Raw genomic sequence first — 26,471 nt, 5'->3', positions numbered from 1 at the left:
AATAGAAAAACAAAAGCTCGAGTCAAACTCGAGCTTTTTTCGTTTTTATTTGAATCAACGCGTTCTACAAGCGATTACTCACTAACTTCAACTTCATAGGAAGTGAATTTTCTTACATTAATAACGCCGGTATCAAAGATGAGGTATTGACCTTTAATGCCTTGCAAAGTGCCAGTAACAACCGGGTTTTTATCGAAGTTATGCGAAGTGATCTTCGTTGGGTGCTGTTGTACCGGGTAGCTAAGGTCGGTAATGCTTTCGTTCAGTACTTCAATGGCATCTTCGCCGAATTGCTGTTTTATCTCGGCAATTTTCTCTTCGACTAAAGGCAATAGCTCAGCAAAACGGTCCTGCAATGCCATAGGTTCACCGTCACCTTTAAGCAGTGTGCGCCAATTGGTCTTGTCTGCGATATGTTTCGCCAGTTCAACTTCAATTAAACCGGAGATATGGCGAGTTTTTACTTTAAAAATTGGCAAGCCCTGAGTCGCGCCTTGGTCAATCCAACGAGTCGGGATTTGAGTATGACGAGTGATACCAACTTTTAAGCTGGATGTGTTGGACAGGTAGACAAAGTGATCCACCATGCAATTCTCTTCACCCCATTGTGGTTCGCGACAAGTCCCTTGATCGTAGTGGCAGGTCTCTGGCTTCATGATACACATGTCGCAGCTTGCTAGCTTTTTCATGCATACAAAACAGTGGCCTTGCGAATAACTCTTTTTCGTTTTCTTTCCACATGAGCAACAAAAAATATTGCCAGTGTGAGTCAGTGTGAGCGTTTTACCCAGAAACGGAGTTAAGTCGATCTCTTCCTCACCGACAGGAAGACGGTAGTTGACGGCACCGTCCAGAGAAGCACGCATTTTGTTTAGCGTGCCAGTTGCAATTAATGACATGACATTACTCATTATTGTGTTTTTGCACAGTATATACTGAAGTGGAGAAGAGATGCAGGGTTGACAGGAGCTTTAAAGTAAATGTCTTGCACTAAATTATTATGCATCGTGTTTTATTTTCTAAAAATTATGGCTGTGAAATGCTTCGCAAATAGAAGTTGGGCTGCACTTTTTAGAAATTTTAAAACGTGATAACGGTTCAAAATCCGTTACTATGTGTCGAAACTAAGAATTGAATGAAAAAGCGATTTTATTTCTTGATAAATCACCTTGATTTCATTTTTTGAAATTATTGAACCCCACGTATTGTATAATCTCAGTAGGTCACTTGCCCATGAAGTGGATCCATAACTTTATCTTTGCTCTTTCTATTTGCACTATCAGTTTGGTTGCCCTTTATAGTGTGCTTGGCGATACGCGAAAGCTGACCATTACATCTGAGCATTTCAATATCTATGCAACTAAAGATGCCAGTGAAGGAGGTGTGAGTGAGGCAGATATCACATACGATCGGCAAAGCCTAGTTCTTAGCTGTGAACTAAAGCAGAGCTCGTATGCTTGGCCTTATTGCGGAATCTCGGTTTATACCGATTCAGCAACGCCAACGCAGGGTATTGACCTTTCCAACTACCATACGATTCGATTGAAGGTGCGATATGAAGAGGCAGGAATAGGGGCTAACCCTAGCCACGACCTACGTTTGTATCTTCGCAATTATAATTCTGAGTATTCCAAGCCGGACGACGAGTACACCATTAAATATAATGGCATGCAGTTTTCTCCGTCGGGTTCGAGCGATATTGTCGAAATTCCGATTAAAAATCTTCAGGTGATGACCTGGTGGTTAGCGGATAACGGAGTCGCGATTGAGCACTCTGCACCTGAATTTTCAAACATCACACGTATTGATATTGCAACTGGGTCTGGTGCGGCACTTGGTAAACATAGAATTGTGATTGATAAAATTGAGTTTGAAGGCGCTTACCTTGCGCAAGAAACATTGTTGTATGCATTATTACTCTCTTGGATGGCGCTTGGACTGGCGTTTTCACTGCATGAGTTACGAAAAAATAGAGTGGCTTATGAAAAAGCGCAAAAGCGTCACCGTCATTTGGAAAAGGTGAATGATACTTTGCGAGCTCAAAACTATGAGTTTGCAGAGCTAGCGCATCGAGATGCTTTGACGGGCGCGATGAACCGATATGCTGTGCAACACTGGCTGGAACAACAATCTCGTCAGGTTCGCTGGGGGCATAACACCTTCAGTATTCTCTATTTGGACTTGGATAAGTTTAAAAAGGTGAACGACAAATTTGGGCACCAAATGGGGGATGACATATTGCGCGAATTTGTCATGGTGGTAGCGACTTCTATTTACTCAGACGATCGACTCGTTCGTTGGGGCGGCGAAGAGTTTGTCGTATTTTGCCCTGATACCAATATTGAACAAGCGTTAGAGAAGGCAGAAATGATTCGCAAAAATGTGGAGGATCATTTGTGGGTGCACGGTGAATCATTAACTTGCAGTATTGGCGTTGCCCAAATGCAGAATGAACGCGTCTCAGAAACCATGGCGAGAGCTGACGAAGTGTTGTATCAGGCGAAGCGCAATGGTCGCAACCGAGTGGAAGCTCATTATGGTTTACTTGCTTGCGAAAAGAAGCAAGCCTGATAGCCGTTCACTGAAAGGAAAGAAAAAAGGTGGCCAACTGGCCACCAAGAGGGAAACTGCTGAACACCACTTAGGGGGGAAGTTTGGGTTATCGATACGATTACCGTGAGCAGCAGTGTAGTGCTAATCGAACTTGCTATTTTTACCAGAACAACCAAGCGAAAAGCGTTAGTGCAGCAATACAGGCAATGTTTAATACGAAACCAATTCGCATCATTTCTTTTTGCTTGATATGACCCGTACCGAACACAATCGCGTTTGGAGGTGTTGCAACAGGTAACATAAATGCACAAGATGCAGCGACGGCAATCAGTGCAGAGAGAATAACCGGAGACATGCCTAAGGCTTCTGCAATGGTCGCAAATACAGGGACAAGTAGCGCAGCACTGGCGGTGTTACTCGCAAACTCAGTTAAGAAGACAACAAAAGCAACCACTGCAAGAATCGTTAAGAGAATACCGGCTTGCTCAAGGAAGCCTGACAAGCTATGAGCCAAAAATACGCTTGTTCCGGTTGCTTTTAGGACGTTACTCAGACAGATACCACCACCAAATAGGATTAACACACCCCAGTCGGTTGTTTTCTCGATATCTTTCCACTCGACGGCGCGAGAAGCACCAAGTAGAAGGATGGCGCCAATAGCTACAAGAGTATCGAACTTCGCGAAGTCACCCAGCATAGCGTTAATAGGCTTACTGAATATCCACAACGTCACGGTCAGTAAGAAAATCGCCAACGTAATCATTTTGCCGTTTGTCCATTCGACTGGTTGATGGTCAAGGTCAAACTTGTGGCTAAGGTCAGGTTTAGTCATCGTGTACAATACGAGGATAGCGAGTGGCATTAATACTAGGGAAATAGGTACACCAAACTTCATCCATTCAGTGAAGCTAAGGCCAACTTCAGCGGCTGCAATTGCGTTTGGTGGGCTACCAACCAGTGTTGCAATACCACCAATTGAAGCACTGTAAGCGATGCCGAGTAGAACAAACAAAAAGGTGTTGTGGTTTTTCTTGGCGTCTAGCTTTGTCATCACACCCAGCACAAGCGGTAACATCATCGCGGCGGTGGCGGTGTTTGAAATCCACATTGACAGGCCAGCACTCACACCAAATAGCATGAATACAGCGACAGACATTTTTCCTCTTGCCAGCAATAGTACTTTATCTGCAATAGCTTGATCTAGCTTTTGTTTATGTAGAGCCGCAGCTAGTGCAAAACCACCCAAAAATAGAAAAATGATGGAGTTGGAAAAGTTATTCAGTGCGGCTTGAGTGTTGAACACACCCAAAAATACCGCAAGTAGTGGTATGAGCAGCGCAGTAATGCTGACGTGAATCGCTTCGGTTAGCCACAAAATAGCAACAAAAACTAAGATGCTCAGGCCGGTTACTACTTGTGGTTCAAAGGGTAAGGTATTAAACAAGATAATGAACAATAGGATATTCGCGTTCAAAATCATGCTGTTGCGAGTGAAGAACCAATTCTTCAATGTCACAGCGAGTGCGGTCATGGGTAGTGCTCCTTTTGCATTGCCTTTTGTCGGTTTTTTTATGGCAAAGTAACTGACTTGTAGTTATTTATTGATGAAATGTTACTTTGAATGCGAAAAAGAGTTTTGCCTGAATCGTAGAGCAAATTAGAAAGTGTGATGTTGAGAATTGGAAATGGGTAGAAAACTACCCATTTGTTTTATAGAAATGTTACTAGGCTTGTGAGCCACGTTATTCCTCTATTCGACGGGGACTTGAAGAGGCTCGTTAGCTGCTTTATTTGGCTCTTTTACTGCGACGATAGGTTCTTGAGGGCCAAGAAACTTAGGCTGCGTATTGATAATATACAGGTCTAAAAACGCTTTCACACGGGCTAGCAGTTCTCGAACACGCATCGATGTTTTTTGCTTGTTGGCCGTCGGCCCTGCTACCGCGAGACACTGCGCATCAATGCTGTAAGCATCAGCGATGAACAGTGCGCGTTCACAGTGAAAGCGCTGAGTCACAATCAGAAATCGCTCCGAAGCAAAAATTTTTTTTGCTCGTACAATCGAATCTAAGGTACGAAAGCCAGCATAATCAAGGTGAATCACTTCTTCAGGCACGCCTGCTTTAAGTAAGTCGCGTTTCATTGTCCACGGTTCGTTGTATGAACGGTGGGCGTTATCACCACTCAATAAAAACTGTTTTACTTTGCCTTGGTTGTAAAGCTCAATCGCCGCATTAATGCGATGAGTGTAGTAAGTGTTGAGGATCTTTCCGATGTATTTACTGGTACCAAGAACTACGGCAACCTCATGTTGAGGGATTTGCTCGTATTCAGTGAAAATGCTCTCTTTGGCTTGTAAAACCACCCACCGGTCGATGGCAATAACAGAAACAAGCAGACTAAGTGCAGAGATCGACAAAATCAAAGCAAATCGCTTCCAGGAAAATTTCAGCTTCCACTTTGATCTTATGCGAGAAAACAACAAAACGTTTTATATCCTTAACTAAAAATGTAGTTCTCATCATATCTGATAGAAACAAAAAGAGAGAAGCCCATTTATGCCAAAATCTGGTTAGGATGATAAAAAAATAAAAGCCCCTACATGGTAGGGGCTAATTATTAAACGAATTGTCTCAAGCTTAGAACGCAGTGCGTTTGTAGCGGCGGTAAACAGGTTGCCAGAACGACTGTTCAATCGCCACGTTCAATGCTTCATCAGTAATTTCTAATGCGACACCTTGTTCAATTGCCTTTTTACCAACGGCAAATGCGATTTTTTTCGATACTAAGTGGATTTCTTCCAGTGGTGGAAGTAGTGCACCACGACCGTTGATTGCTAGAGGAGAACATGTTGCTAGCGCGCGACTTGATTCCATTAGCATCTCGTCAGTGACACGTTTTGCATTGACAGCAAGTACACCAAGGCCAATGCCTGGGAAGATGTAGCTGTTGTTACATTGTGCAATAGGGTAAGTGCGACCTTCATGAACCACTGGCTCAAATGGGCTACCTGTTGCAACCAGTGCTTCACCATTTGTCCAACGAATGATGTCGTTCGGTGTCGCTTCCACGCGGCTTGTTGGGTTCGACAGTGGGAAGACAATCGGACGCTTACAGTGTTTATGCATTTCTTCGATGACTTCTTGGCTAAATAGGCCAGGAGCACCAGAAACACCAATTAGTACCGTTGGCTTGGCGTTACGCATAACATCGAGTAGTGAGAAGCCATTTCCTTCATTTTCCCACTCTTTCGTATTGGTATGCTTTTGCACCAAGCGTTGTTGGAAATCAAGAAGGTTAGGCATGCCTTCTTGTAACAGACCCCAACGGTCAACCATGTAAACTTGTGAGCGAGCTTGCTCGTCAGAAATTCCTTCCGATACCATTTGTGCGATGATCGCTTCTGCGATACCACAACCAGCAGACCCTGCCCCTAGGAAGGTAATACGTTGTTTAGAAAGCTGAGTTCCTGCTGCTTTACAAGCTGCAAGTAGGGAACCAACAGTAACAGCTGCAGTACCCTGAATATCATCATTGAAGCAACACACGCGGTCTTTGTAACGCTCTAGAAGAGGCATCGCATTTTTCTGAGCAAAGTCTTCGAACTGGATCAAAGCATCAGGCCAACGGCGCTGTACCGCTTGGATAAACTCTTCTACAAATGCATCGTATTCTGCACCCGTAATACGAGGATGACGCCAACCCATGTACATCGGATCAGCTAAGCGTTGCGGGTTATTGGTACCCACATCAAGAACGATTGGTAGCGTGTAAGCAGGGCTGATACCACCACATGCGGTATATAGTGACAGTTTACCGATTGGAATACCCATGCCGCCGATACCTTGGTCACCCAAGCCAAGGATACGTTCGCCATCTGTCACAACAATCACTTTAACGTTGTGGTTTGCTGCGTTGTTCAGCAAGTCGTCAATACGGTCACGGTTCGGGTATGAAATGAACAGACCGCGACCACGACGGTAAATGTTAGAGAAGTTTTCACATGCTGCGCCAACAGTCGGCGTGTAGATGATAGGCATCATCTCAGAAATGTGATTTTGCACTAGGCGGTAATACAATGTTTCGTTGGTGTCTTGGATATTACGCAGATAAATGTGTTTATCCATATCGCTTTCGAAACTTTTGTATTGCTGGTAGGCACGTTCCACCTGCTCTTGGATAGTTTCGGTCGACTCTGGAAGCAGACCTTCTAAGTTGAATGAACTACGTTCTTCAGCAGAGAATGCACTGCCTTTGTTCAAAAGAGGGGTTGCTAAAAGAGCCGGACCCGCATATGGAATATATAGTGGGCGTTTATCGTTGTTCATTGGGTGCCTTATGTAGGGTTGAAGGATGCGCACCAAATTTTAACGGGTTCACTATTTAGTTGTAAACATGCGTTGATGCACATCAATGTAATGTCGCAAAAAAATTCAGATACCGACGAAAATATCGGCAATATTGGTTGTTTAGAGATACCTAAAGCAGGATTTTTTTACTTGGGTATAATGTTTTGCATCATCAAATCAAATCCAATTTCTATGTTTCAACTACCTATCGACAGCCTGCAAGCCGAGTTTGACCATCATGTAAGCCTTAACCATCTTGTGGTGGAAGCCGAAACCGGGTCGGGTAAATCTACCCGCTTGCCCATGTGGGCGGCAAAACACGGACGCGTTCTGGTTATTGAACCACGTCGAATTGCTTGTACCTCGCTGGCTGAATTTCTTGCGGAGCAATCTGGAGAGCCAATAGGTCGCAAAGTCGGTTACGCGATCAAGCTTCATGCCTACTTTGATGAAAAAACCGAAGTTGTATTTGTGACTCCGGGGGTTGCACTGCGTTGGTTTTCGGAAAACAAGCTAGCAGACTTTGATGTCGTGATAGTGGACGAATTTCACGAGCGACGCTGGGATATTGATCTATTAACCGCCATTTTGAAGCAAGAAAATCAACATCGATTGATCGTCACTTCCGCTACCTTAGAAGGCGAAAAGCTTGCTCGTTACCTGAATGCTAAGCGCCTGAGTTCGGAGGGACGTTGCTTTCCAGTCACGGTGACACATCGTTCTACAGACAGCCGCTATTTACCGAACAAAAAGGGATGTGAACAGGAGGTTGTCGGAGCGGTAAAAGAAGCACTGGAAGATGAAGATGGCGATATTCTTGTTTTCATGCCTGGACGCAAAGAGATCACCCAATGTGCTCAGATGCTACAAAGTTGTGGCGATGTCATGGTGGTTAAACTTCATGCCTCGGTCAGTGATGAAGAACGACATCGTGCGTTGACGGTACAAAAGCAACGGAAAGTCGTATTGGCAACCAATGTCGCAGAAACCTCTCTGACCATTCCTAATATCCGGGTGGTAATCGATAGCGGCTTAGAGCGCAGAACTGTACAACGAAATGGACGTACAGCACTGACGTTAACCAACATTTCTAAGGCCAGTGCCGCGCAGCGAATGGGGCGAGCAGGTCGCGTTACCGAAGGGGCTTGTATTCGTCTATATGGTGAGCACGCGCCTTTAGAATTAGTGACGCCTCCAGAATTACACAGAGAAGAGCTCGTCGAGCCCATGCTGGCAGCGGCTTGTTGTGGGTACCGTCTCTCAACACTCGATTTTCTCGACTCAATTCCAGAAAAGTCGCTAGAGGCATCTCATTCGACGTTGTTATCCATGGAAGCGATTGATGAGGATGGCAATGTCACGCAGCACGGGAGAAAAGTATATCCACTACCCATTGATGCACTGTTTGCCGATCTCGTTACCAGAATTCAAGCGAAGCCAGAGAAGGAAGCAATGATTGATTTGGCTGCCGCCTTATCTGTGCCTGCGCAGCTCTATCAGCGACAAAGTGGTGAAGTTGCTGAGCTTCTATCTCAAGAGGAGCCATGCGGATGTGATGCCTCTTTGTTGATCCGTTTGGTTCGGGGGGAGCGACTTCCGGGCATTGTCATTGATGCCAGCGCACTCGAAGAGGCACAAGGTTTAGCGAAACAAATGCGAGAAGTATTTGAATTACCGGAACTTGACGTTGCCTCTCGATATAAACGTGAAGCGCTCTTTTTCTCCATCGCCTCATTGCACCCTGAGCTTGTGTTTGTCCGACGAGCTCGTCGAAGAGATGCCCTAGGAAATGGCGTAGTCGAGATGCTGGTTGGGCGTAACAGCCGCTTTCCTGATAAAGAAGAAGCGGCCATCGTGCTAGATAGCCATAGCGTGCCAGGACGAGGCGTTAAGCAAACACTGAACCTCGCATCGGTTATGATGCCTATCCCGCTGACATTATTACGCGAACTTGAATTTGGGGAGTGGCAACAAGGTGAGACGAATTATGAAGAAGAGACGCCAAGAGCAACAATGCACCTGGTCTACGCCGGACGAACAATCTGTACTGAACATCAAGCGTTAAAAGGTGATGTTGCTGTTCAGTCTATTGTCGAAATGATAGAAGACGAGACACTGTTACCAGGTTTTGCTTCTCAAAGAAAACAGCAAATCCAACACTGGAAACTCTACAACGCATTGGGCCTTAATGTCGAAGGAGAAGAGGTTAACGACTTGGCCTCCTTGACATTTTCTAGCTGGTTAAAGGATCAGTTGGAAACATTAGGCGTTGAAAATGTCGATGATATGGCGTTATTTGAACCGGAAGACTTAACATTTAACGGTGTTCCAGAATGGGAATACGACGATTTCACGGAGCAGTACCCTTTAGAACTTTCGCTGCCAGAACTCCAACTGGATGTTGAGTATTACGCGTCTCGCAAGCTGGTACAGGTCGTTTATCGAGAGGGAAACCGTAAGGGGGACCCGAAGCGTTGGGAGCTGCCACGTTGGGCTGGTTGGAAGATACAGTATAAAAAGGCCAGTCGAGTGATTGATGTAAAGTAGGTCGGCGGATGACGTTGTGACAAGAATTGATATTTTCTTGGTGAATCTATAATGATTTCATATTGATAGCGTTACTTGCGTGTTGTTTTTAGTTTCTTAATTGAAATATTAATCAATTGAATGCTTATATATGGCGAAGCTGTACATCAGTTGTTACAAAGCTGGTTTTAATATTTCCTTTTGTATGTAAATTAGGGCATAAAAGACGAATGTTTTATATCCCATTGCTATATCAAAACAGTTGAACGATATTTGGTATATCTCATTTTCGAGTGTCGGGGGCATAGAATGGATCAACAAGGAAAGACGTGCATTGAATTCGACTACACTAGCTTTTTAGGAGCGACAGGTAGTAAAAAATGGACCTTTTTAGAGGCATTTGCCACCATCGCGCCTATTTTCGGTTTGATGTGGAAACAGAACATTGCGGAATTGAGCAAGCCTGAAGATCGGTTGTGGGATGCCGCATTAAAATCGATGTCTTCTCGTAAAAGTGATGAATCCAATTTGGTCCGCTTAACCCAGTTAGCTAAACATGAAGGGATCAATGAATTGCGAGTCGTTATGCCATATTCGCTCGATGTTCAGCAAATCGAGTACATAGAATCTCGCAGTCAGTTGAAAGTGGACACGTCAGAACAAGATGTTCTTAACATCAAGTTTTAGGCTGAGTATTTCCACTTCATCGATGTACTACTTAACAATAGTGCAATGAAAAGCGACCTCAAAGTAGGTCGCTTTTTTATTTTGAGGTTTTTGTCACAGGTCTTAGGAAGTGTGATGAATATAGAGTATTTGCACTTAAATTAACAAAAATGTAACGTTTGGAAATGCAATTGTCATAACTAGCTTCTAACTTTGTGTTTTTAGGACAAATTACCGACTAAGTGGTTGGTACTGTAAGTTCGAATTAACGTCCCTTATTGGCATACAAGGATGATTGAGTCACCACGTCATTTGGGCATAAAAACAAACACAATAAGAAAGGAAGTCAATATGTCTTTGTCTCGTCGAGACTTTATGAAAGCTGCCTCTTCAACGGCGATTGTTACCGGGCTGGTGGGTTGTGGTAGCGATGCTAGTGAATCTGTTGCGGTTACCTTTGAGCACGGGGTGGCGAGTGGAGATCCTACTCAAACACAAGTAATCATTTGGACTCGTGTTACAACCTCAGCGAGCTACGCAGATGTAAGCTGGCAAGTTTCATCTAACGAAAATTTTACTGATATCGTGCAAAGTGGCACTTTTGCCACAGACACGAGCCGAGATTTCACGGTAAAAGTTGATGTTCAAAACCTCAACGCAAATTCTCGCTACTACTATCGATTCATGGTTGGAGATGTCACTAGCGAAGTCGGGCAAACTCAAACATTACCAGAGGGTGGTGTAGAAAAGGCATCCATGGCCGTTGTTTCTTGCGCAAACTATCCTGCTGGTTATTTCCATGTGTATCGAGAGATCTTAAATCAACATGAGCAAGAACCGTTTGATGTGGTACTTCATCTCGGTGATTACATTTATGAGTATGGGGCTGGTGGCTACGCTAGTGAAGATGCTGAGGCACTAGGGCGAGAGCCAAGCAAAGGCACTGAATGCATTACCTTAGATGATTACCGAAAACGGTATGCGCAATATCGCCAAGATGCTGATCTGCAAGCGTTACATGCGAGCCTACCAATGATTGCAGTCTGGGATGACCATGAGCTTGCAAATGATAGTTGGAAAAATGGTGCGGAAAACCATCAAGAAGAGGAAGGCCGCTTTAATGATCGTCGTGCAGCTGCGGCTGCCGCGTGGACAGAATGGTTGCCCGTTCGTGAAAACACTTTCTCAAACATGCTGATTTACCGTCAGTTTTCGTTTGGAAGTTTAGTCAATTTGATGATGCTCGACACGCGACTTGTGGGGCGTGATAAACCGTTGGATTATTTCTCGCTCAGCTCACCAACGATGGAAGCTATTGGCGGTTTAGTTGCCCAGTCGCGCAGTCAAGACCGAGAGCTGTTAGGCGGTGACCAACTCGCTTGGCTGATGGATGCGTTCAGTACGCACGACGCAACTTGGAATGTGCTAGGGCAACAAGTGTTAATGTCTCGTATGGAGTTGCCAAGTTCGGTTATGACCGCGATGTTTCAATTGTTTACTGCCACTGAAGAACAAAAAACAGAGGCGTTATTAGCGGTAAACTCTGCGATTACGGGTTATCTCTCTGACCCAAGTTTAGATACCATTGCTTTGCCATATAACCTAGATGCATGGGATGGTTACTACGTTGAGCGAGAGAACGTTTATCAACTGGCCAAAGCCAGCAGTGGTAACTTTGTCTGTTTGGCAGGAGATACGCACAATGCATGGGCAAGTGAGCTTAAAGACGTATCTAAGCATCCTATCGGGGTAGAGTTTGCGACTAGCTCTGTGAGTTCCCCTGGGTTAGAAGCCTACCTCGCGTTAGACCCTGTTGCGATCACTCAAATGGAATACACGTTGCCTCACTTAGTGTCAGAATTACAGTGGGCAGACATCAAACAGCGTGGCTTTATGCGCGTTACTTTTACGCCCGATAAGGCAGAGTCGACCTGGTATTTCGTATCAACGATTAAAGACAAAACATATCAGGTGACGACCAAGTCAGCCTCCACAACCGATGGCACTACGTTAAATATCGGCTAAGGTGAGCCTAATACGAAAAAAGTCCGCAGGCTAGTGCGGACTTTTTATTGGAAAGCGTTTAGCAATCTAGCGACAGTGCTAGTCAATCAATCCGTATTCTTTGCTCAGAACCTCGATGATTTCCGCTTTCGGATTCTCACTCAAATGAATCGGCTTGCCTGTAATCTTCTCGGCAATACCAATGTAAGTGCTCGAAATCGCCATCAAAGATTCGACGGGCAAAGCATTATCACGAGCGAGAGCTTCGCGCTCAGGCATACGTTCTTTGTTTAGCAAGATATCTGGGTCAGGGAAGTGGTTAAGTAGGAACTGGCGGAAACCTTCTTTTGAGTTCTCTACGATGTGACCTGCTTGGTACTCCTTAGCATCCCATATACGAGACGAGTCTGGTGTACCCACTTCATCCATGTAAATCAGCTTTTCATTGCCAGCAGCATCATGAACATAACCAAATTCGAATTTGGTATCGACAAAGATTTGGTCGATTTCTTCTAACGCTTGGCTGATAACGTTAAAGCCTTCTTTCAGCAATTTTTCGTAGAGTGCGATATCGTCAGCGCTTGAGAAGTTAAATGCTTCGTAGTTGTCTACGATGTTTTGACGAGTAATATTTACGTCATCCGCTTCTGGCACACCGGGAATGCCTTTTAGAATGCCTTTTGTGGATGGGGTCATTAGCAACTCTGGCAGTGCTTTGTCTTTTCCTAACCCTTCAGGAAGTTGGATTCCACAAAACTCGCGCTCGCCATTTGCGTAAGCGCGCCACATCGAACCCGTGATGTATTTGCGGCAGATGGCTTCGATTTTTACCGGTTTGGCTTTTTGTACAATCCAAACAAATGGGTGAGGAATGTCTAGAATATGGCTATCTGCTAAGCCATTTTCTTTGAACAGTTTGAACCAGTGATTAGAAATCGCATTAAGCGCAGCCCCTTTACCCGGGACACCATTAAGACCACCTTCAGCATGCCAAATACAATCGAACGCAGAGATTCGGTCGCTAATCACCATGATAGCCAAAGGCGCATCTGGCGCGACATTGTATCCTTTTTCTTTGATCAGTCGGGCGCTGTCTTCTTCAGTTAACCAGTAAACTGAACGAACTTTTCCACTATGAACGGGTTTATGGGTGCGAATTGGCAGGTCGTCATTGACGGCAAGTACTTGATTAGCAAGGCTCATTGCGACATTCCTATCATCTTAATCAAACGTCAGAAAGAGAAGATATTCAGCAAAATGTGGGCGCTGAATAAATCGAATGTGGGCATCATACCAGAACTATTTTAACTCGCCAGAGAAAAAGCAAACGTTTGCCTTTTTTCTTTAATACAAAAAAAAGCCCCCTTAAAAAGGAGGCGAGATGCAGGATAGATAACGTCGAACTTATTAGTGGTACTTATTAACTCTGCCTTCGACGAAAAAGACTTCACACTGATAGCGTTGCGCCATGTCGCGCAACATCGATTGATTCATAAGTGCAATTTTATTTGATGCGACAACAGCACTGGCATTACCTGATCGGATGGCTTTGATCACGATCTCGACTTCTGAAAGCTGTTGAGAGGGCTTCATTTGAATAACGTTTTTACAGCAAATATTAGAAGCAGTGAGTTGTTCAAAGTCTGGACGAGGGCAGTCTGCTGTAAACAAAATCCATTGTTTCTGCTGCGATAAAACAGCCAGCTTAGATAGAAGCCGATCCGAAACGGCCATGGGCTTAGTTGCTTGTGCCAATACGTTGTAGCGAGAGTATGTATGAGATTGACTTTGTAACTGCATCTTACTGTTCCTTTATACATGCTGTATGCCTGTACAGTAGTTTGTTTTGGCGACCTGATCAACAAGTTTCTCAAAAGTTATTTGCGGTTTTTTGAGAAGGAAATAAAAGGATTTTATTTTAAGTAATTGAATTTATTTGTTTATTTTTCATTTCTGATATGTCTAACATCAATTTAAAAATGTGAGGTGAGTAGAAAGTTGGACGAGAGACATACAGGGGTTTACTACTGTATATACAGGTGTTGTTTCATGGACAGTGGTTTGTATACAGTAAGAGAGGGCTGATAACCGATGCGACGTGCTATGTAGGATAGGAGGGAATACGAGATAGAAATTGGAAATAGGCTTGGCCGATCAAAAAAGCGCCTTAAAAGGCGCCTTTGAAAATCAGTTCCATTGATTCCGTCTTGCTTAGCTCGCTCGTTGCAAGCGTTCGCGCATTTGCAATTCGCCTTGGTTAAATAGGCGCACGTCGATTTTTGCCATGTCGTAACAAGCTTTACATGAGTAATGGTGCTTGCCATCTAAATAATCGTGACGAGTTACAAGACTAGGTTTTTTACACCAATCACAGGTGCCTTCTTCAGTGAACATTGATTTTCTCCCCACCTAGATTAATTTGAGTCGTTAGGTGTTATTTTGCGCCGGGCATTATGGCATAAAAGCGCGACTTAAGTTAAATGTCTGTTAATTTCTTTGAGAGGGAGATCGATTGCGGTGCTTGATTATATGGGAATAAAAGCATGGCAGCCAAAGTATCCTGACCTATTTTTACTGTTTTGTAACATTTTGTGAGACGAGCTTAAAGGCATGATTGAGTCGCTTCATTTCTTCTTCACTGCCCCTTGTGTCAGGATGATAAAGCTTTGATAATTGTCTATAGCGTAGCTTGATTGCCTGTAAATCAGGGATGGTTTGTGGTGTGTAGCCAAACATAGCACACGCGACGCTTAGCTTATGGTTTTCTGCCTGAGTTTTGGATTTCTTAAATTCTCTGAATACTTTCTCTAACTGACGCTTCAGTTGCTTGTTCGTAAACTCTAGCTCTTTTATTTTTTCCGCCATTCGTTGATTTTGGCTTTCCTCTTTGGCTTCACGCGCTTTTCTATTCTGCTTAAGTTTTTTGATCGCGAGGAAACTTAAGCCGCTGATGATGAGGATCGCCGCTAGCCAAATCAGCCATAGAAACTGCGAGTGTTTTACTTTGGGGGTTGCAACTGTGCTTTTCTCTTCTTGTGTTTGCTCTGCTTTTTTATCGAGCGACTTTATTTGCGAGACTTGTTTAGCTCGTAGTTGGTTGAAGCGCAGCTCTAACAGTTGATTATAAGCTTGTTCTGCTGCTGGATTATGCTGAGAAGCCATTTGATACAAGGCTTCAGTCAATTGAGAAGTTGTGACCTTACCTGGATTGCGCTGAATAAAATCGGCGAGAAGAAAGCCACGATCGGTTGGGTCATTGAGTGCGATAGAGGTTAGCCAATATAACGCTTGTGTTTCATTTTTTTCGCCATTTATCCCTTTAGCAAAGTCGTTCGCGAGCTGTTTTTGCGCAGGGAGGTAACCTTGGTTGGCGGATTGCTCTAGCCAGTAGCGCGTTTCTGGTGAGGCTTCAGCTTCGTTTGATGCCAATAATTGTTGTGCGTACTCGTATTGTTCGATGGGGTCATTTGGAGCTTGAGAGGCAAGTGAGTAGCCAGAAAAGCTGAGGCTAAATAAGCAGAGTAGGGCAGACGTTTTGACAGACATTAATATGTCAGGCCTAACGATAATGGTTAGGCCTGCTCCGGTAATTTTTTATTATTACCGTTATGGTGCAACCAAATTACTTCAGTGGCAAGATCTGGATTTCAACACGACGGTTGCACGCACGACCTTCAGAAGTTTGGTTTGAGCAAATTGGGTTACGTTCGCCGTAGCCGCGTGCAATTGCACGACCAGGTGCAACGTTTTGAGATACTAGGAATTGACGTACGGACTCTGCACGGCGCTCTGACAACGTTTGGTTGTATGACTCACTGCCTGTGCTATCCGTGTAACCGTCAATAACGAGACTGGTATCTGGGTACTCAACTAGGATGCGAGCAACACCGCGTAGAGTATTATGGATACTAGCATCAAGCTGGTAAGAGCTTGAAGAGAAGCCGATACCGTTTTCCATACGCAGTAAAAGCTGATTTTCACCAACACGCTGAACTTGTACGCCAGAGTTTAGCAAAGCGCGACGTAATTCCGCTTCTTGTTGGTCAAAGTAGTAACCAACGCCAGCGCCAGTCGCTCCGCCTGCGGCTGCACCAATGAGTGCATGCTGACGACGTTCTTTAGCATCATCACCCGTTGCTAGGCCGATTGCTGCGCCAGCGATCGCACCAATAAGCGCGCCTTGCGTGGTGGAGTTAGTTTCGTATTCACCCGTTGTTGCATTTTGGCGTTGAGTGGCTTGACAGCCAGTAAGAGCTAGCACTAGAGCTAGTGCAATAGGCATCTTTTTCAAGGGAAAATCTCCGTATAAAACTGAGGCGAAACCATGCCTCATAATGGGATGCGAATTATGAATAAACAAGCATTAATATTTGTTATGAGAAAGTAAGATTGATAAGAGTTTCTGTAAGAAAATTCCTATCAATACTGCCAAAGCTCTCAAAGTAAGCCCCATCGACATCGAAGTCATTGCTGCTTATGTGAATCCTTTACTATCCTGGCTATTTCGATGAATCGCCCAACATTTTGCGTGCTTGTTCGCCGCCCACTCCACGGTTAACTGAAACCTTTCTACCTTTCTTTAAGCCCACTTCGTAGTCTTCAGTTAGGTTTTTCATCGCTTCTTTCAATTGCTTCTTGAACGTTTCGCGGTCAATGTTTTGGAATTCTTTATCAATATAGTCATTAATTTTATTGGCCGACTCTTCATCTGGAGAAATAATTGGCAATTTTTCAATCGCGCCTTCCACCCAGCCAGATACAAATGAGTTCACACGGCGAGTCACTTCCTGAGAAGAGGTGCCTGTGCCAGCAAAGCTGTTTCGGAATTGTCCGGTACTTTCGTTCATCTCGCGATAAACAATATCGAAAGCAAATGCAGCAAAAATAGCGCGATCTGCTTCACCGATAAATTCGACACGTTTGAGCCCTTTGTGATTCAACAATACTGCTTCGACACCGAATTTTGTGTTAATGCCGCGAATCACTCGCAATATGGTAGAACTGATGTTCGCTGGTAGCAGATGAGAAGATTGTGTTTTTCCCATTCTGATGAACTCAATATCGTCTTTATCGAGACCATATTTAAGCATGAGGCGATGTGCCATTTTGATAGCATTGGCAGCCTCATTAACATTAGCGGAATTGCCCAGTTCTAAGCACTTGGCGATTTTTTTCAGAGCTTTTTGTTTATCCATCGACAACCAGTAACGAAAGCAGAAAATTTATGAAGTCAGACATATTACCTTTTTTGACATAAAAACGAAATACAAGGTGGGACTGAAGATAATTTCTGCACATAAAAAGAAGCCTCGCATTAAGCGAGGCTGGCGTTTTAGTTCGTCGTAATCAGTATGAAGTCGTACTTGTGTCTAAGAAGCCATTCTTCATTAAGATTCGTTAGAATTACAACCCGAGCTGGTTGAGCAAGTCATCGGCATCATCGTTTGAACCCGACGATTTAGATTCTTTCTCAGCCAACTGTTTACGTGTTGCCTCTAAAATGTCGTCTGGGTTTTCGTCTTCAGCAACTTCAAACTCTTCCAGTTGGATGAACTCAGTTTTATCCATTGCTAGCTCGAGATAGAAAATATTGTTGTTTTCGGTGGAGAACGTCACTCTGCGCGCTTGAGGGCGGTCAAGGTTGGTATCAACTTGTAAGATAACTTGCTTATTCAGCGCCAGCATTTTTGGTTGGTTTTGTGTGATGTTCGTTTGCAGGTCTTTACGAATTTTATTAGTGAAGTCTCCGACCAGTTGATTCATGAGTTCACCCAGAACATCGCCTACCTCGTCAGAAGTATGAGATATTGCCAGCTCTTCTTCTGGCATGCCCATATTACGCATGTAGTTGGTGTAGATCTCCAGTGCGGCTTTTGCCGTAAAATTAATCACAACTAGCCCGGTAAATCCGCCATCAAACAGAACAAAACAGCCAAAATCTGGTTTGAGGCTAGTCTTGTGGATTTTTTGCACCATTGCTGAATAATTTACTTGAGAAGATGTCGCCGAAGTAAGTACGCCAGAAACAGACTGGCAAAGTTTGAGAAGGATATCTTCAGTGGTCACAATTTTATTTTTTTTCATTCTGAAAACTCATCTAGAAACGCGATTCGTTCCCCAATGTAAGGCATCAAGCGTGAAAAAATAAAGCATAAGTTTAATTATTGTATCGAGATTCTGATTTGCTCGTCTTTTTAAATGTTGTAAAGTGACGAAATTCAAAGAGTATTACTTCACTAACTCTTTTGTGGTGTTTTTTTTCGCTTAGCGCCAATTTGTATGAGAAGTGAGCAAATAATTACACAACCCGCAGCTGATCGGATCAGCGTCGTAGGGGCAGGAAGCAAATGTTACCAAGATTACACTCGCAAACTGATGTCGATCCTCTTGTTCTTAGTTTTCTGAAAGAGCTTGAGCACGCCGGATTCACTGGCGATATCGAAAGCCAATATTCAAGCCGACTAGCGGTTGCCACTGACAACAGTGTTTACCAGCAACTTCCTCAGTCTGTCGTTCATCCCAAAACGACAGAAGATGTTTCTCTCCTCGGGAAACTGAGCAATAAAGAAAAGTACGAACGAATTACCTTTTCACCTCGTGGTGGCGGCACAGGGACCAATGGTCAGTCGCTAACCAAAGGTATTGTGGTGGATATGTCTCGTCACATGAACAAAGTGCTTGAGATTAATGAGAAAGAAGGCTGGGTTCGTGTACAAACTGGTGTAGTGAAAGACCAGTTAAATGACGCTGTTCGCCCTTATGGCTACTTCTTCTCTCCAGACTTATCTACCAGTAACCGTGCAACGATTGGCGGCATGGTCAACACCGATGCTTCTGGTCAAGGTTCTCTGAAATACGGAAAAACATCCGATCATGTTTTGTCGCTACAAGCGGTGTTTGCTGATGGTTCAATTTTAGAGTCGGACTTGTCTCATGGTTACCCAAAAGAAGGCGAGTTTGCTGCCAAGGCGCTACGTGTAACGGAATCCGTATGTCGTGAAAAACGCCAGCAGATCGTAGATAAGTTTCCTCCTCTTAACCGATTTTTAACGGGCTACGATTTAAAAAATGCCTTGAATGAAGACGGTGACCGTTTCGATATCACACGAGTACTGTGCGGCGCTGAAGGTTCATTGGCATTCATTACCGAAGCGAAGCTTAACCTGACGCCAATTCCGAAAGCGCGTACTTTGGTTAACGTTAAATACAACAGCTTTGATTCGGCACTGCGTAATGCACCGTTTATGGTAGAAGCGAAGGCGTTGTCTGTAGAAACCGTTGACTCAAAAGTGCTTAATCTCGCGAAGCAAGATATCGTTTGGCACACCGTGAGCGATTTACTTACCGATGTTCCAAATAAAGAGATGCTTGGCATCAATATGGTGGAATACGCAGGTCAGGACGAAGAGGAAGTTGCTGCTCAGGTTGCAGCATTGACCGCCAAGCTCGATACCATGTTGGAAACAGAAGAAGCGGGCATTATCGGCTACCAAGTTTGTAACGATGTAGCGAGCATTGGGCGTATTTACAACATGCGTAAAAAAGCGGTGGGTTTGTTAGGCGCAGCAAAAGGTCGTGCTAAACCGGTCGCATTCGCTGAAGATACTTGTGTGCCACCAGAAAACCTGGCGGACTTCATTGTGGAGTTTCGAGAACTGTTAGACAGCAAGTCTCTGAATTACGGCATGTTTGGTCACGTCGATGCTGGGGTGCTTCACGTACGTCCTGCGTTGGATTTGTGTGACCCGCACCAAGAAGCATTGATGCACGAAGTTTCTGATGAAGTGGTTAAGCTGGTGGCGAAATACGGCGGTTTGATGTGGGGTGAACACGGCAAAGGTTTCCGTTCAGAATATGGCCCTGAGTTTTTCGGTGATGAGTTGTTTACTGAACTGAGACGTGTGAAAGCGGCATTCGATCCACACAACAAAATGAACCCGGGCAAAATCTGTACACCGCTGGATAGTGATGCAGAGCTTGTCAAAGTTACCGATACCAAACGTGGTTACTATGACCGTCAGATTGACGTTCAAGTACGTGACAGCTTTAAACAAGCGATGGAATGTAACGGTAACGGTTTGTGTTTTAACTACGATACCAGCTCGCCAATGTGTCCATCGATGAAAGTAACAGCCGATCGTCGTCATTCACCGAAAGGTCGTGCGGGTTTGGTTCGCGAGTGGTTGCGTCAGCTTACTGAGCAAGGCATTGATATTCTTGACTTAGAAAAGCAAACACTAGAAAACAAAACATCAATCAAAACCATGATTGACCGCGTACGTCATTCTATCAATCGTCGTCACGAGTATGACTTCTCTCACGAAGTGTATGAAGCGATGAATGGTTGTTTGGCGTGTAAAGCGTGTGCGAGTCAGTGTCCGATTAAAGTCGATGTTCCGAGCTTTCGCTCGCGCTTTTTAAACATCTATCACTCTCGTTACCAACGTCCTGCAAAAGACTATCTGGTTGCCAACATTGAGACTATGCTGCCGATGATGGCGAAAGCGCCAGGTGTCGTAAATGGTGTTTTGAAGCAGTCGTGGGTGAAAAGTTTAACGGCATCTACGGTCGGGTATGTCGATGCGCCGTTGTTATCAGTACCCACCTTGAAACAACGAGTAGAGTCGCTGACAACGCCTTATGATCTGCAAGCGCTCAGTGGTTTGTCTTCGTCTGAAAAGAGCAAGCATGTTTTAATTGTTCAAGACCCATTCACTAGTTACTACGACGCTGATGTCGTTGAAGACTTCGTTAAGTTATTGAAAAAGCTGGGTATGAATCCGGTGCTTCTGCCGTTTAAGCCGAATGGTAAAGCACAACACATTAAAGGGTTTTTACGTCAGTTTAAGGACACAGCAGCCGACACAGCGAAGTTCTTGGCGATGGTAGCGGATTTGGATATCCCATTAGTTGGCGTCGATCCTGCTTTGGTGCTGTGTTATCGAGATGAATACGCTGAAGTGCTTGGCAGTAAGCGAGGTAATTTCGATGTACTAACAGCCCACGAATGGCTTTACCCAAGACTAGAAGCGTTTGAAAGCGGAGAGCATAAGGCGCAGGAACCTTGGTATCTGTTTGCTCACTGTACTGAGAAAACCAAAATGCCAAATGCGGAAAAAGAGTGGGGCGCTATTTTTGCTCACTTTGGTGCAGTTTTGAATACGGTACCTGTTGGTTGTTGTGGTATGGCGGGTACGTTTGGTCATGAGGTTGATAAGTTGTCGATGTCGAAAGACATTTACAATTTAAGCTGGAAGCCGAGCTTAGATAAGTTGGATAACGAGAGATGTTTGATTACAGGCTATTCTTGCCGCAGCCAAGTTAAACGCTTTGAAGGAACGAAGCCCAAGCATCCCGTTCAGGCGCTGTTAACTTTGTTGTAATCGGACTAAATCAAGCCCAGTTTTACTGGGCTTTTTAGAAACCGTATTTAGACCCTTTCAAAGGATATGAATCTTGAGAAAACTTGAACTCAAAGTCCCACCTGTTGTGGTGTTTTTGCTAGTCATACCTTTGATGTACGGACTTAAAGTTTTGACGCCGAGCATGAACATTCGAGTTCCCTTTGTTGAATTTGTAGTAGGTGTATTAACTTTGTTGTCTGGCTACATGGGCATTGCTGGCGTGTATGAATTTCGCAAAGTAAAAACCACAGTGAACCCAGTAAAACCTGAAGCGGCATCTTCTGTTGTAAGAACTGGTGTGTTTGCCTTTTCACGCAACCCTATGTACACGGCATTATTGCTTCTAATCATAGCAACTGGTTTGTGGTGGCAGCACTTGAGTGTGGTGCTTTGTGGCGTGATATTTGTCAGTTATATGAATCGGTTTCAAATCAAGCCTGAGGAACGCGTTTTAGAGCGATTGTTTGGTGAAGAGTATGTGGATTATAAAAACCATGTTCGTCGTTGGCTCTAAACATTGCGTTTAGTTTTGTTTGGATGAGACATAAAAAGAAAGCCCAACGGTCGACGTTGGGCTTTCTTTTAGTAAACACGTTTTTTGTGCGCTTCTGATAGGGCAGTCGACTAGGCTGCCTTAACGAACTTTGCTAGGAATGCATCCTTACGTTCATTAAAGCGGCGTACAAGGTCGTCAACCGCTTCTTGGTCATATGGCTTCAAGCCACTTGCAACCATGCGCTTAATACCTTTACCAACGACTTCACCGTCTTCTTTGAACGCAAAGTTTAAGGTGACTACACCTCGTTTTCCTTCTACGTCGAATGTTGCGCCAGTGAAATCCACCTCTGGATGCGTAAGGTCTAAGCGTGAAAATTCGACTTCCATGCTTTCATAAATAACTAATGGACGCTGGCAGTTAATCATCATTTGCTTCTCTTCCATAAGAGGAACCATGATGTGAGGGAAGTTCATACCAGAAAATTGCACGTAATTTGTCACTACATGCTCAATAAATGCCGGATCGTGGTTAGTTTCACCTTCACGGGACATGTGTAAGTATTCTTTACCTGCCTCGTCAACAACAGCGCTTTCTTTGTCACACTTATTTTCAATATGAAGTGCTACACCATCGTTTACCATGCCAGAGAAGTTAAAACGCATCTTTTGGCTAACGCCTTCTTTACTAAGAAGCACAGCGAAAAGTAAATCTCCAGGGACACAAAAGCGTTTGTTGTCTTCATCATGAATTGGGTTGTAGTCACCTGCGACACGTTTTGCAAAGTGGCTTGCTTGTTCGCGAGTGAACTGAAACTGGTGATTAGTGTTTGAAAAATAAGGTGTTAGAAACATAATTTTTACGTAGTAACCAAAACTGTGTGGGATTATATGCGAATATCTGCGTAGCAATGGTCCATCCAGTGAAAACTTCACCGTATCCTAACAATAAGACACTATTTCGGCGGATAAACCGTTAAAAACGCATACTTTAGCAACGCTTTTATTTGTGAAAACAATAAACAACGACCTTTTCGCTCGCCTATCTTTTAAAGTATAGCCATCAAAGTAGACAGGCGTTCATAAATAGTGCCATCAACATGTTTAATCGTATGTAAAAAGGCTCCACGCTGAACGTAGAGCCTTCAAGTCATTATCTGTTTATTCGATGAAATGCCAGTTATGCTTGGTTATTGAACACTTGGTAACAAGCTCTCTGGCATGAGCGTGTTGTGAATAGCCAGCTTAAGCAGAGTATTTGCCTGTTCAATGTCTGGAGCAAAGTAGCGATCTTTATCGTAGAACGATACTTTTTCACGCAACATTTGTTTCGCAATCTCAATACGCTCAGAGGACTTGTTTGGCGCTCTAAAGTCTAGGCCTTGTGCTGCTGAGAGGTATTCGACAGCCAGAATACCGCGAGTGTTTTCGCCCATTTCTTTCAATCTGCGAGCCGCGAATGTTGCCATTGAGACGTGATCTTCTTGGTTTGCAGATGTTGGCAAGCTGTCTACTGACGCTGGGTGAGCGAGCGTTTTGTTTTCACTTGCTAACGCAGCAGAGGTCACCTGAGCGATCATGAAACCAGAGTTCACACCACCATTGTCGACTAAGAACGGTGGCAGTTTTGATAGCGCGCTATCGATAAGTAATGCCATACGACGTTCAGACAAGCTGCCGATCTCGGCAATCGCAAGTGCTAGGTTGTCGGCTGCCATTGCAACAGGCTCCGCGTGGAAGTTACCGCCAGAGATGATGTCACCATCTTCAGCAAACACCAACGGATTATCTGATACGGAGTTCGCTTCTACTTGTAATACTTCCGCCGCATTGCGGATTTGCTGTAAACACGCACCCATCACTTGAGGCTGACAGCGCAAAGAATACGGGTCTTGTACTTTTTCACAGTTAGTGTGCGAATCACCTATTTCACTCGATGTGTCTAACAAATGACGGTATGCGAGTGCTGCGTCCATTTGGCTGCGATGACCACGTACACGGTGAATGCGCGGATCGAATGGACGTCGGCTGCCGAGAGCGGCTTCAACAGACATTGCACCACAAACGGTTGCTGACGCGAAAAGGTCTTCCGCGATAAACAGGCCTTCCAATGCGAACGCTGTGGATGCCTGAGTCCCATTTAGTAGCGCTAAGCCTTCTTTTGGCGCCAGAGTGATAGGCTCTAGACCTGCGATTTTTAATGCTTCTTGCCCGGAAATGATATTACCGTTGTGGCGAGCTTGCCCTTCTCCCAGTAATACTGTGCTCATATGGGCTAGAGGAGCTAAGTCACCTGATGCGCCAACAGAGCCCTTTTTAGGTACGCAAGGGTAAACTTGTGCGTTGACTAGGTCGGTCAGCATATTGATGACTTTTAGGCGAATCCCAGAAAAGCCACGAGACAGACTATTGATTTTTAATACCATCATCAGACGAACCGTTTCATCTGACATAAACTCACCGATACCTGCCGCATGAGAAAGAACGATACTGCGTTGCAGTGTTTCTAAATCTTCTGGTGCTATTCGTGTGTTAGCCAATAGCCCAAAACCAGTGTTAATTCCGTAAACCGTTCGATCTTCCGCGATGACTCGGTCTACGACCTGTGTGCTTTCTTCAATGGCCGGAATGGCTTCAGGATCCAAAGTAAGGTTGACTGGTGAACGGCTCACTTGGCGTAGTTCGTTTAAGCTAATATGACCTGGCTTTAGCGTTAAATTTAACATCTCTTTCATCCTTACTTGAGCTTCTTCAGTTCTTCGTTGAGCATTGGCAAATCTAGCCCTTGCTCTGCTGCACATTGTTTAGCGATATCGTATCCCGCATCAGCATGACGCATCACGCCTGTTGCTGGGTCGTTATGCAGCACGCGGGCAATACGTTGTGAGGCATCTTCACTGCCGTCACAGCAGATAACCATACCTGAGTGTTGCGAGAAGCCCATACCTACGCCACCACCGTGGTGCAGTGAAACCCAAGTTGCGCCGCCCGCCGTGTTGAGTAGCGCGTTTAATAATGGCCAGTCTGATACGGCGTCAGAACCGTCCATCATACCTTCGGTTTCACGGTTCGGGCTTGCTACAGAGCCAGAATCTAAGTGATCTCGACCAATGACAACGGGCGCTTTAAGTTCGCCATTTTTTACCATTTCGTTGAATGCTTGACCAAGACGCTCACGATCTTTAAGACCAACCCAGCAAATACGCGCAGGTAAACCTTGGAACTGGATGCGTTCGCGAGCCATATCTAGCCAGTTATGTAAGTGCGGATTATCTGGAATTAGCTCTTTTACTTTTTGGTCGGTTTTATAAATGTCCTCAGGATCGCCAGAGAGAGCAGCCCAACGGAAAGGACCGATACCTTCACAGAATAGAGGACGAATGTAGGCTGGAACGAAGCCAGGGAAATCAAATGCGTTTTCTACGCCTTCTTCCAAGGCCATCTGGCGGATGTTGTTACCGTAGTCGAGTGTTGCGGCGCCGCGATTTTGCAGCTCTAACATCGCTTGAACTTGCACAGCCATGGATTTTTTCGCTGCTTTTACGACCATTGCTTCATCTTGCAAACGCATTTCTGCTGCGTGAGACATGCTCCAGCCTTGTGGTAAATAGCCATTGAGCGGGTCGTGTGCAGACGTTTGGTCTGTTACGACATCAGGCGTGATATTACGTTCTACTAGCTCAGAGAAAACGTCTGCTGCATTACCTAGTAGACCAACCGATACTGGTGTGTCTGACTCTTTAATGATAGCTAGCGCTTCATCTAAAGAAGTCGCTTTCTTATCGACATAGCCTGTACGTAGGCGGTAATCGATACGTGATTCATCACACTCTACTGCAATCATGGAGAAGCCCGCCATTGTACCAGCGAGAGGTTGAGCACCACCCATGCCACCGAGACCACCTGTTAGAATCCAACGGCCCTTTGCTTCACCGTCAAAGTGTTTTTTTGCAACAGATACGAACGTTTCGTATGTGCCTTGTACGATACCTTGCGAGCCAATGTATATCCAGCTGCCAGCGGTCATTTGGCCGTACATCATCAAGCCTTGTTTATCGAGCTCGTTGAAGTGTTCCCAGTTTGCCCAATGCGGAACAAGGTTTGAGTTTGCGATAAGCACGCGTGGAGCATTTTTATGGGTAGGGAAAACACCAACAGGCTTGCCTGATTGAACTAAAAGCGTTTGGTCATCTTCGAGTCTTTCAAGTACTTCAACAATCTTGTCGTAACATTCCCAGTTTCGCGCTGCTCGGCCAATGCCGCCATATACAACCAGTGAATGTGGATGTTCTGCAACATCAGGATCAAGGTTGTTCATCAGCATACGAAGAGGGGCTTCGGTTAGCCAAGATTTTGCGCGCAGTTTATCTCCGTGAGGTGCACGAATTGTTCTGCTTGTATCAAGTCGTGGATCTTGTCCCTGGCGCTGTGTCATTTCAGACTCCTTTAGTTTCTCGTGATGACCAAGTACTTG

Annotated in this window: 20 protein-coding genes; 6 read left to right on the top strand and 14 right to left on the bottom strand. The window is 44.7% G+C overall.

All coding sequences use genetic code 11. The features are described 5' to 3' along the window. Nucleotides 1-74: 74 nt before the first annotated feature. Entirely contained in the window at nucleotides 75-899 is an 825-nt protein-coding gene (locus R7Z47_RS09125; RefSeq protein ID WP_005377984.1) for a DUF2797 domain-containing protein, read from the bottom strand. 334 nt (nucleotides 900-1,233) lie between these two features. Here R7Z47_RS09125 and R7Z47_RS09120 point away from each other — a divergent pair, with 334 nt between their 5' ends. Continuing rightward, nucleotides 1,234-2,571 (top strand): GGDEF domain-containing protein, encoded by a 1,338-nt coding sequence (locus R7Z47_RS09120; protein WP_262606584.1) that lies wholly within the window; start codon nucleotides 1,234-1,236, stop codon nucleotides 2,569-2,571. Between the two features lie 142 nt (nucleotides 2,572-2,713). Here R7Z47_RS09120 and R7Z47_RS09115 read toward each other — a convergent pair whose 3' ends face one another. From R7Z47_RS09115 to R7Z47_RS09105, 3 genes are all read right to left on the bottom strand, one after another. After that, complete coding sequence (locus R7Z47_RS09115) at nucleotides 2,714-4,084, bottom strand: SLC13 family permease (RefSeq protein ID WP_213966548.1); 1,371 nt, start codon at nucleotides 4,082-4,084, stop codon at nucleotides 2,714-2,716. 219 nt (nucleotides 4,085-4,303) lie between these two features. Then, nucleotides 4,304-5,038 (bottom strand): vancomycin high temperature exclusion protein, encoded by a 735-nt coding sequence (locus R7Z47_RS09110; RefSeq protein ID WP_005388862.1) that lies wholly within the window; start codon nucleotides 5,036-5,038, stop codon nucleotides 4,304-4,306. Nucleotides 5,039-5,192: 154 nt separating this feature from the next. Continuing rightward, a complete protein-coding gene (locus R7Z47_RS09105) occupies nucleotides 5,193-6,881 on the bottom strand; it encodes an NAD-dependent malic enzyme (RefSeq protein WP_005377977.1) in 1,689 nt (562 codons plus the stop codon). Nucleotides 6,882-7,094: 213 nt separating this feature from the next. Here R7Z47_RS09105 and R7Z47_RS09100 point away from each other — a divergent pair, with 213 nt between their 5' ends. The 3 genes from R7Z47_RS09100 (at nucleotide 7,095) to R7Z47_RS09090 (ending at nucleotide 12,119) form a co-directional block, all read left to right on the top strand. Continuing rightward, the gene (locus tag R7Z47_RS09100) at nucleotides 7,095-9,449 is read left to right on the top strand and encodes a helicase-related protein (RefSeq protein ID WP_213969558.1); all 2,355 of its coding nucleotides are present in this window, start codon (nucleotides 7,095-7,097) and stop codon (nucleotides 9,447-9,449) included. A gap of 288 nt (nucleotides 9,450-9,737) precedes the next feature. Further along, the gene (locus R7Z47_RS09095; RefSeq protein ID WP_005377965.1) at nucleotides 9,738-10,115 is read left to right on the top strand and encodes a hypothetical protein; all 378 of its coding nucleotides are present in this window, start codon (nucleotides 9,738-9,740) and stop codon (nucleotides 10,113-10,115) included. Nucleotides 10,116-10,445: 330 nt separating this feature from the next. Further along, the gene (locus R7Z47_RS09090) at nucleotides 10,446-12,119 is read left to right on the top strand and encodes an alkaline phosphatase D family protein (RefSeq protein ID WP_054576435.1); all 1,674 of its coding nucleotides are present in this window, start codon (nucleotides 10,446-10,448) and stop codon (nucleotides 12,117-12,119) included. A 78-nt stretch (nucleotides 12,120-12,197) separates the two neighbouring features. Here R7Z47_RS09090 and R7Z47_RS09085 read toward each other — a convergent pair whose 3' ends face one another. From R7Z47_RS09085 to R7Z47_RS09055, 7 genes are all read right to left on the bottom strand, one after another. Then, nucleotides 12,198-13,301, bottom strand: a complete 1,104-nt coding sequence (locus R7Z47_RS09085) for a phosphoribosylaminoimidazolesuccinocarboxamide synthase (protein WP_005377963.1) — start codon at nucleotides 13,299-13,301, stop codon at nucleotides 12,198-12,200. A gap of 204 nt (nucleotides 13,302-13,505) precedes the next feature. Next, nucleotides 13,506-13,898, bottom strand: coding sequence for a SulA-like leucine-rich domain-containing protein (locus R7Z47_RS09080; RefSeq protein WP_262627306.1), 393 nt, complete (start codon nucleotides 13,896-13,898; stop codon nucleotides 13,506-13,508). A 411-nt stretch (nucleotides 13,899-14,309) separates the two neighbouring features. Then, nucleotides 14,310-14,492, bottom strand: coding sequence for a hypothetical protein (locus R7Z47_RS09075; protein ID WP_005377960.1), 183 nt, complete (start codon nucleotides 14,490-14,492; stop codon nucleotides 14,310-14,312). 177 nt (nucleotides 14,493-14,669) lie between these two features. Beyond that, nucleotides 14,670-15,644: a J domain-containing protein gene (locus R7Z47_RS09070; RefSeq protein WP_005388848.1), complete on the bottom strand. Its 975-nt coding sequence runs from the start codon at nucleotides 15,642-15,644 to the stop codon at nucleotides 14,670-14,672. A 76-nt stretch (nucleotides 15,645-15,720) separates the two neighbouring features. After that, nucleotides 15,721-16,380, bottom strand: coding sequence for an OmpA family protein (locus tag R7Z47_RS09065; RefSeq protein WP_005377956.1), 660 nt, complete (start codon nucleotides 16,378-16,380; stop codon nucleotides 15,721-15,723). A 217-nt stretch (nucleotides 16,381-16,597) separates the two neighbouring features. Next, nucleotides 16,598-17,293, bottom strand: a complete 696-nt coding sequence (locus R7Z47_RS09060; protein ID WP_005377954.1) for a DUF2786 domain-containing protein — start codon at nucleotides 17,291-17,293, stop codon at nucleotides 16,598-16,600. A gap of 208 nt (nucleotides 17,294-17,501) precedes the next feature. Next, on the bottom strand, nucleotides 17,502-18,182 hold the full coding sequence (locus R7Z47_RS09055) for a DUF3334 family protein (protein WP_005388843.1): 681 nt from the start codon (nucleotides 18,180-18,182) through the stop codon (nucleotides 17,502-17,504). 263 nt (nucleotides 18,183-18,445) lie between these two features. Between R7Z47_RS09055 and R7Z47_RS09050 the strand changes: the two genes are divergently transcribed. Together R7Z47_RS09050 and R7Z47_RS09045 are read left to right on the top strand one after the other, a co-directional pair. Continuing rightward, a complete protein-coding gene (locus R7Z47_RS09050; RefSeq protein WP_256902860.1) occupies nucleotides 18,446-21,481 on the top strand; it encodes an FAD-binding and (Fe-S)-binding domain-containing protein in 3,036 nt (1,011 codons plus the stop codon). Nucleotides 21,482-21,554: 73 nt separating this feature from the next. Further along, entirely contained in the window at nucleotides 21,555-22,016 is a 462-nt protein-coding gene (locus tag R7Z47_RS09045; RefSeq protein WP_262606583.1) for a methyltransferase family protein, read from the top strand. Between the two features lie 110 nt (nucleotides 22,017-22,126). On the opposite strand, the gene R7Z47_RS09040 is transcribed toward R7Z47_RS09045, so the two are convergent. From R7Z47_RS09040 to hutU, 3 genes are all read right to left on the bottom strand, one after another. Further along, on the bottom strand, nucleotides 22,127-22,852 hold the full coding sequence (locus R7Z47_RS09040) for a DUF3581 domain-containing protein (RefSeq protein ID WP_017821813.1): 726 nt from the start codon (nucleotides 22,850-22,852) through the stop codon (nucleotides 22,127-22,129). A gap of 335 nt (nucleotides 22,853-23,187) precedes the next feature. Then, nucleotides 23,188-24,723, bottom strand: coding sequence for a histidine ammonia-lyase (gene hutH / locus R7Z47_RS09035; protein WP_017634855.1), 1,536 nt, complete (start codon nucleotides 24,721-24,723; stop codon nucleotides 23,188-23,190). 11 nt (nucleotides 24,724-24,734) lie between these two features. Next, nucleotides 24,735-26,432 (bottom strand): urocanate hydratase, encoded by a 1,698-nt coding sequence (hutU, locus tag R7Z47_RS09030; RefSeq protein ID WP_054578031.1) that lies wholly within the window; start codon nucleotides 26,430-26,432, stop codon nucleotides 24,735-24,737. Nucleotides 26,433-26,471 lie beyond the last annotated feature (39 nt).

The organism is Vibrio sp. 1641 (assembly GCF_033339995.1).
In the GTDB taxonomy this organism is placed as follows: Bacteria; Pseudomonadota; Gammaproteobacteria; order Enterobacterales; family Vibrionaceae; genus Vibrio; species Vibrio alginolyticus.
The sequence above is the reverse complement of the archived record's forward strand: the minus strand, read 5'-3'. Positions and strand labels throughout refer to the sequence as shown.

Excerpts from the sequence above, each read along its gene's own strand:
- R7Z47_RS09125 (WP_005377984.1), bottom strand. The coding sequence starts at position 899 with ATGTCATTAATTGCAACTGGCACGCTAAACAAAATGCGTGCTTCTCTG.
- R7Z47_RS09120 (WP_262606584.1), top strand. The coding sequence starts at position 1,234 with ATGAAGTGGATCCATAACTTTATCTTTGCTCTTTCTATTTGCACTATC.
- R7Z47_RS09115 (WP_213966548.1), bottom strand. The coding sequence starts at position 4,084 with ATGACCGCACTCGCTGTGACATTGAAGAATTGGTTCTTCACTCGCAAC.
- R7Z47_RS09105 (WP_005377977.1), bottom strand. The coding sequence starts at position 6,881 with ATGAACAACGATAAACGCCCACTATATATTCCATATGCGGGTCCGGCT.
- R7Z47_RS09100 (WP_213969558.1), top strand. The coding sequence starts at position 7,095 with ATGTTTCAACTACCTATCGACAGCCTGCAAGCCGAGTTTGACCATCAT.
- R7Z47_RS09095 (WP_005377965.1), top strand. The coding sequence starts at position 9,738 with ATGGATCAACAAGGAAAGACGTGCATTGAATTCGACTACACTAGCTTT.
- R7Z47_RS09090 (WP_054576435.1), top strand. The coding sequence starts at position 10,446 with ATGTCTTTGTCTCGTCGAGACTTTATGAAAGCTGCCTCTTCAACGGCG.
- R7Z47_RS09085 (WP_005377963.1), bottom strand. The coding sequence starts at position 13,301 with ATGAGCCTTGCTAATCAAGTACTTGCCGTCAATGACGACCTGCCAATT.
- R7Z47_RS09080 (WP_262627306.1), bottom strand. The coding sequence starts at position 13,898 with ATGCAGTTACAAAGTCAATCTCATACATACTCTCGCTACAACGTATTG.
- R7Z47_RS09075 (WP_005377960.1), bottom strand. The coding sequence starts at position 14,492 with ATGTTCACTGAAGAAGGCACCTGTGATTGGTGTAAAAAACCTAGTCTT.
- R7Z47_RS09070 (WP_005388848.1), bottom strand. The coding sequence starts at position 15,644 with ATGTCTGTCAAAACGTCTGCCCTACTCTGCTTATTTAGCCTCAGCTTT.
- R7Z47_RS09065 (WP_005377956.1), bottom strand. The coding sequence starts at position 16,380 with ATGCCTATTGCACTAGCTCTAGTGCTAGCTCTTACTGGCTGTCAAGCC.
- R7Z47_RS09060 (WP_005377954.1), bottom strand. The coding sequence starts at position 17,293 with ATGGATAAACAAAAAGCTCTGAAAAAAATCGCCAAGTGCTTAGAACTG.
- R7Z47_RS09055 (WP_005388843.1), bottom strand. The coding sequence starts at position 18,182 with ATGAAAAAAAATAAAATTGTGACCACTGAAGATATCCTTCTCAAACTT.
- R7Z47_RS09050 (WP_256902860.1), top strand. The coding sequence starts at position 18,446 with ATGTTACCAAGATTACACTCGCAAACTGATGTCGATCCTCTTGTTCTT.
- R7Z47_RS09040 (WP_017821813.1), bottom strand. The coding sequence starts at position 22,852 with ATGTTTCTAACACCTTATTTTTCAAACACTAATCACCAGTTTCAGTTC.
- hutH (WP_017634855.1), bottom strand. The coding sequence starts at position 24,723 with ATGTTAAATTTAACGCTAAAGCCAGGTCATATTAGCTTAAACGAACTA.
- hutU (WP_054578031.1), bottom strand. The coding sequence starts at position 26,432 with ATGACACAGCGCCAGGGACAAGATCCACGACTTGATACAAGCAGAACA.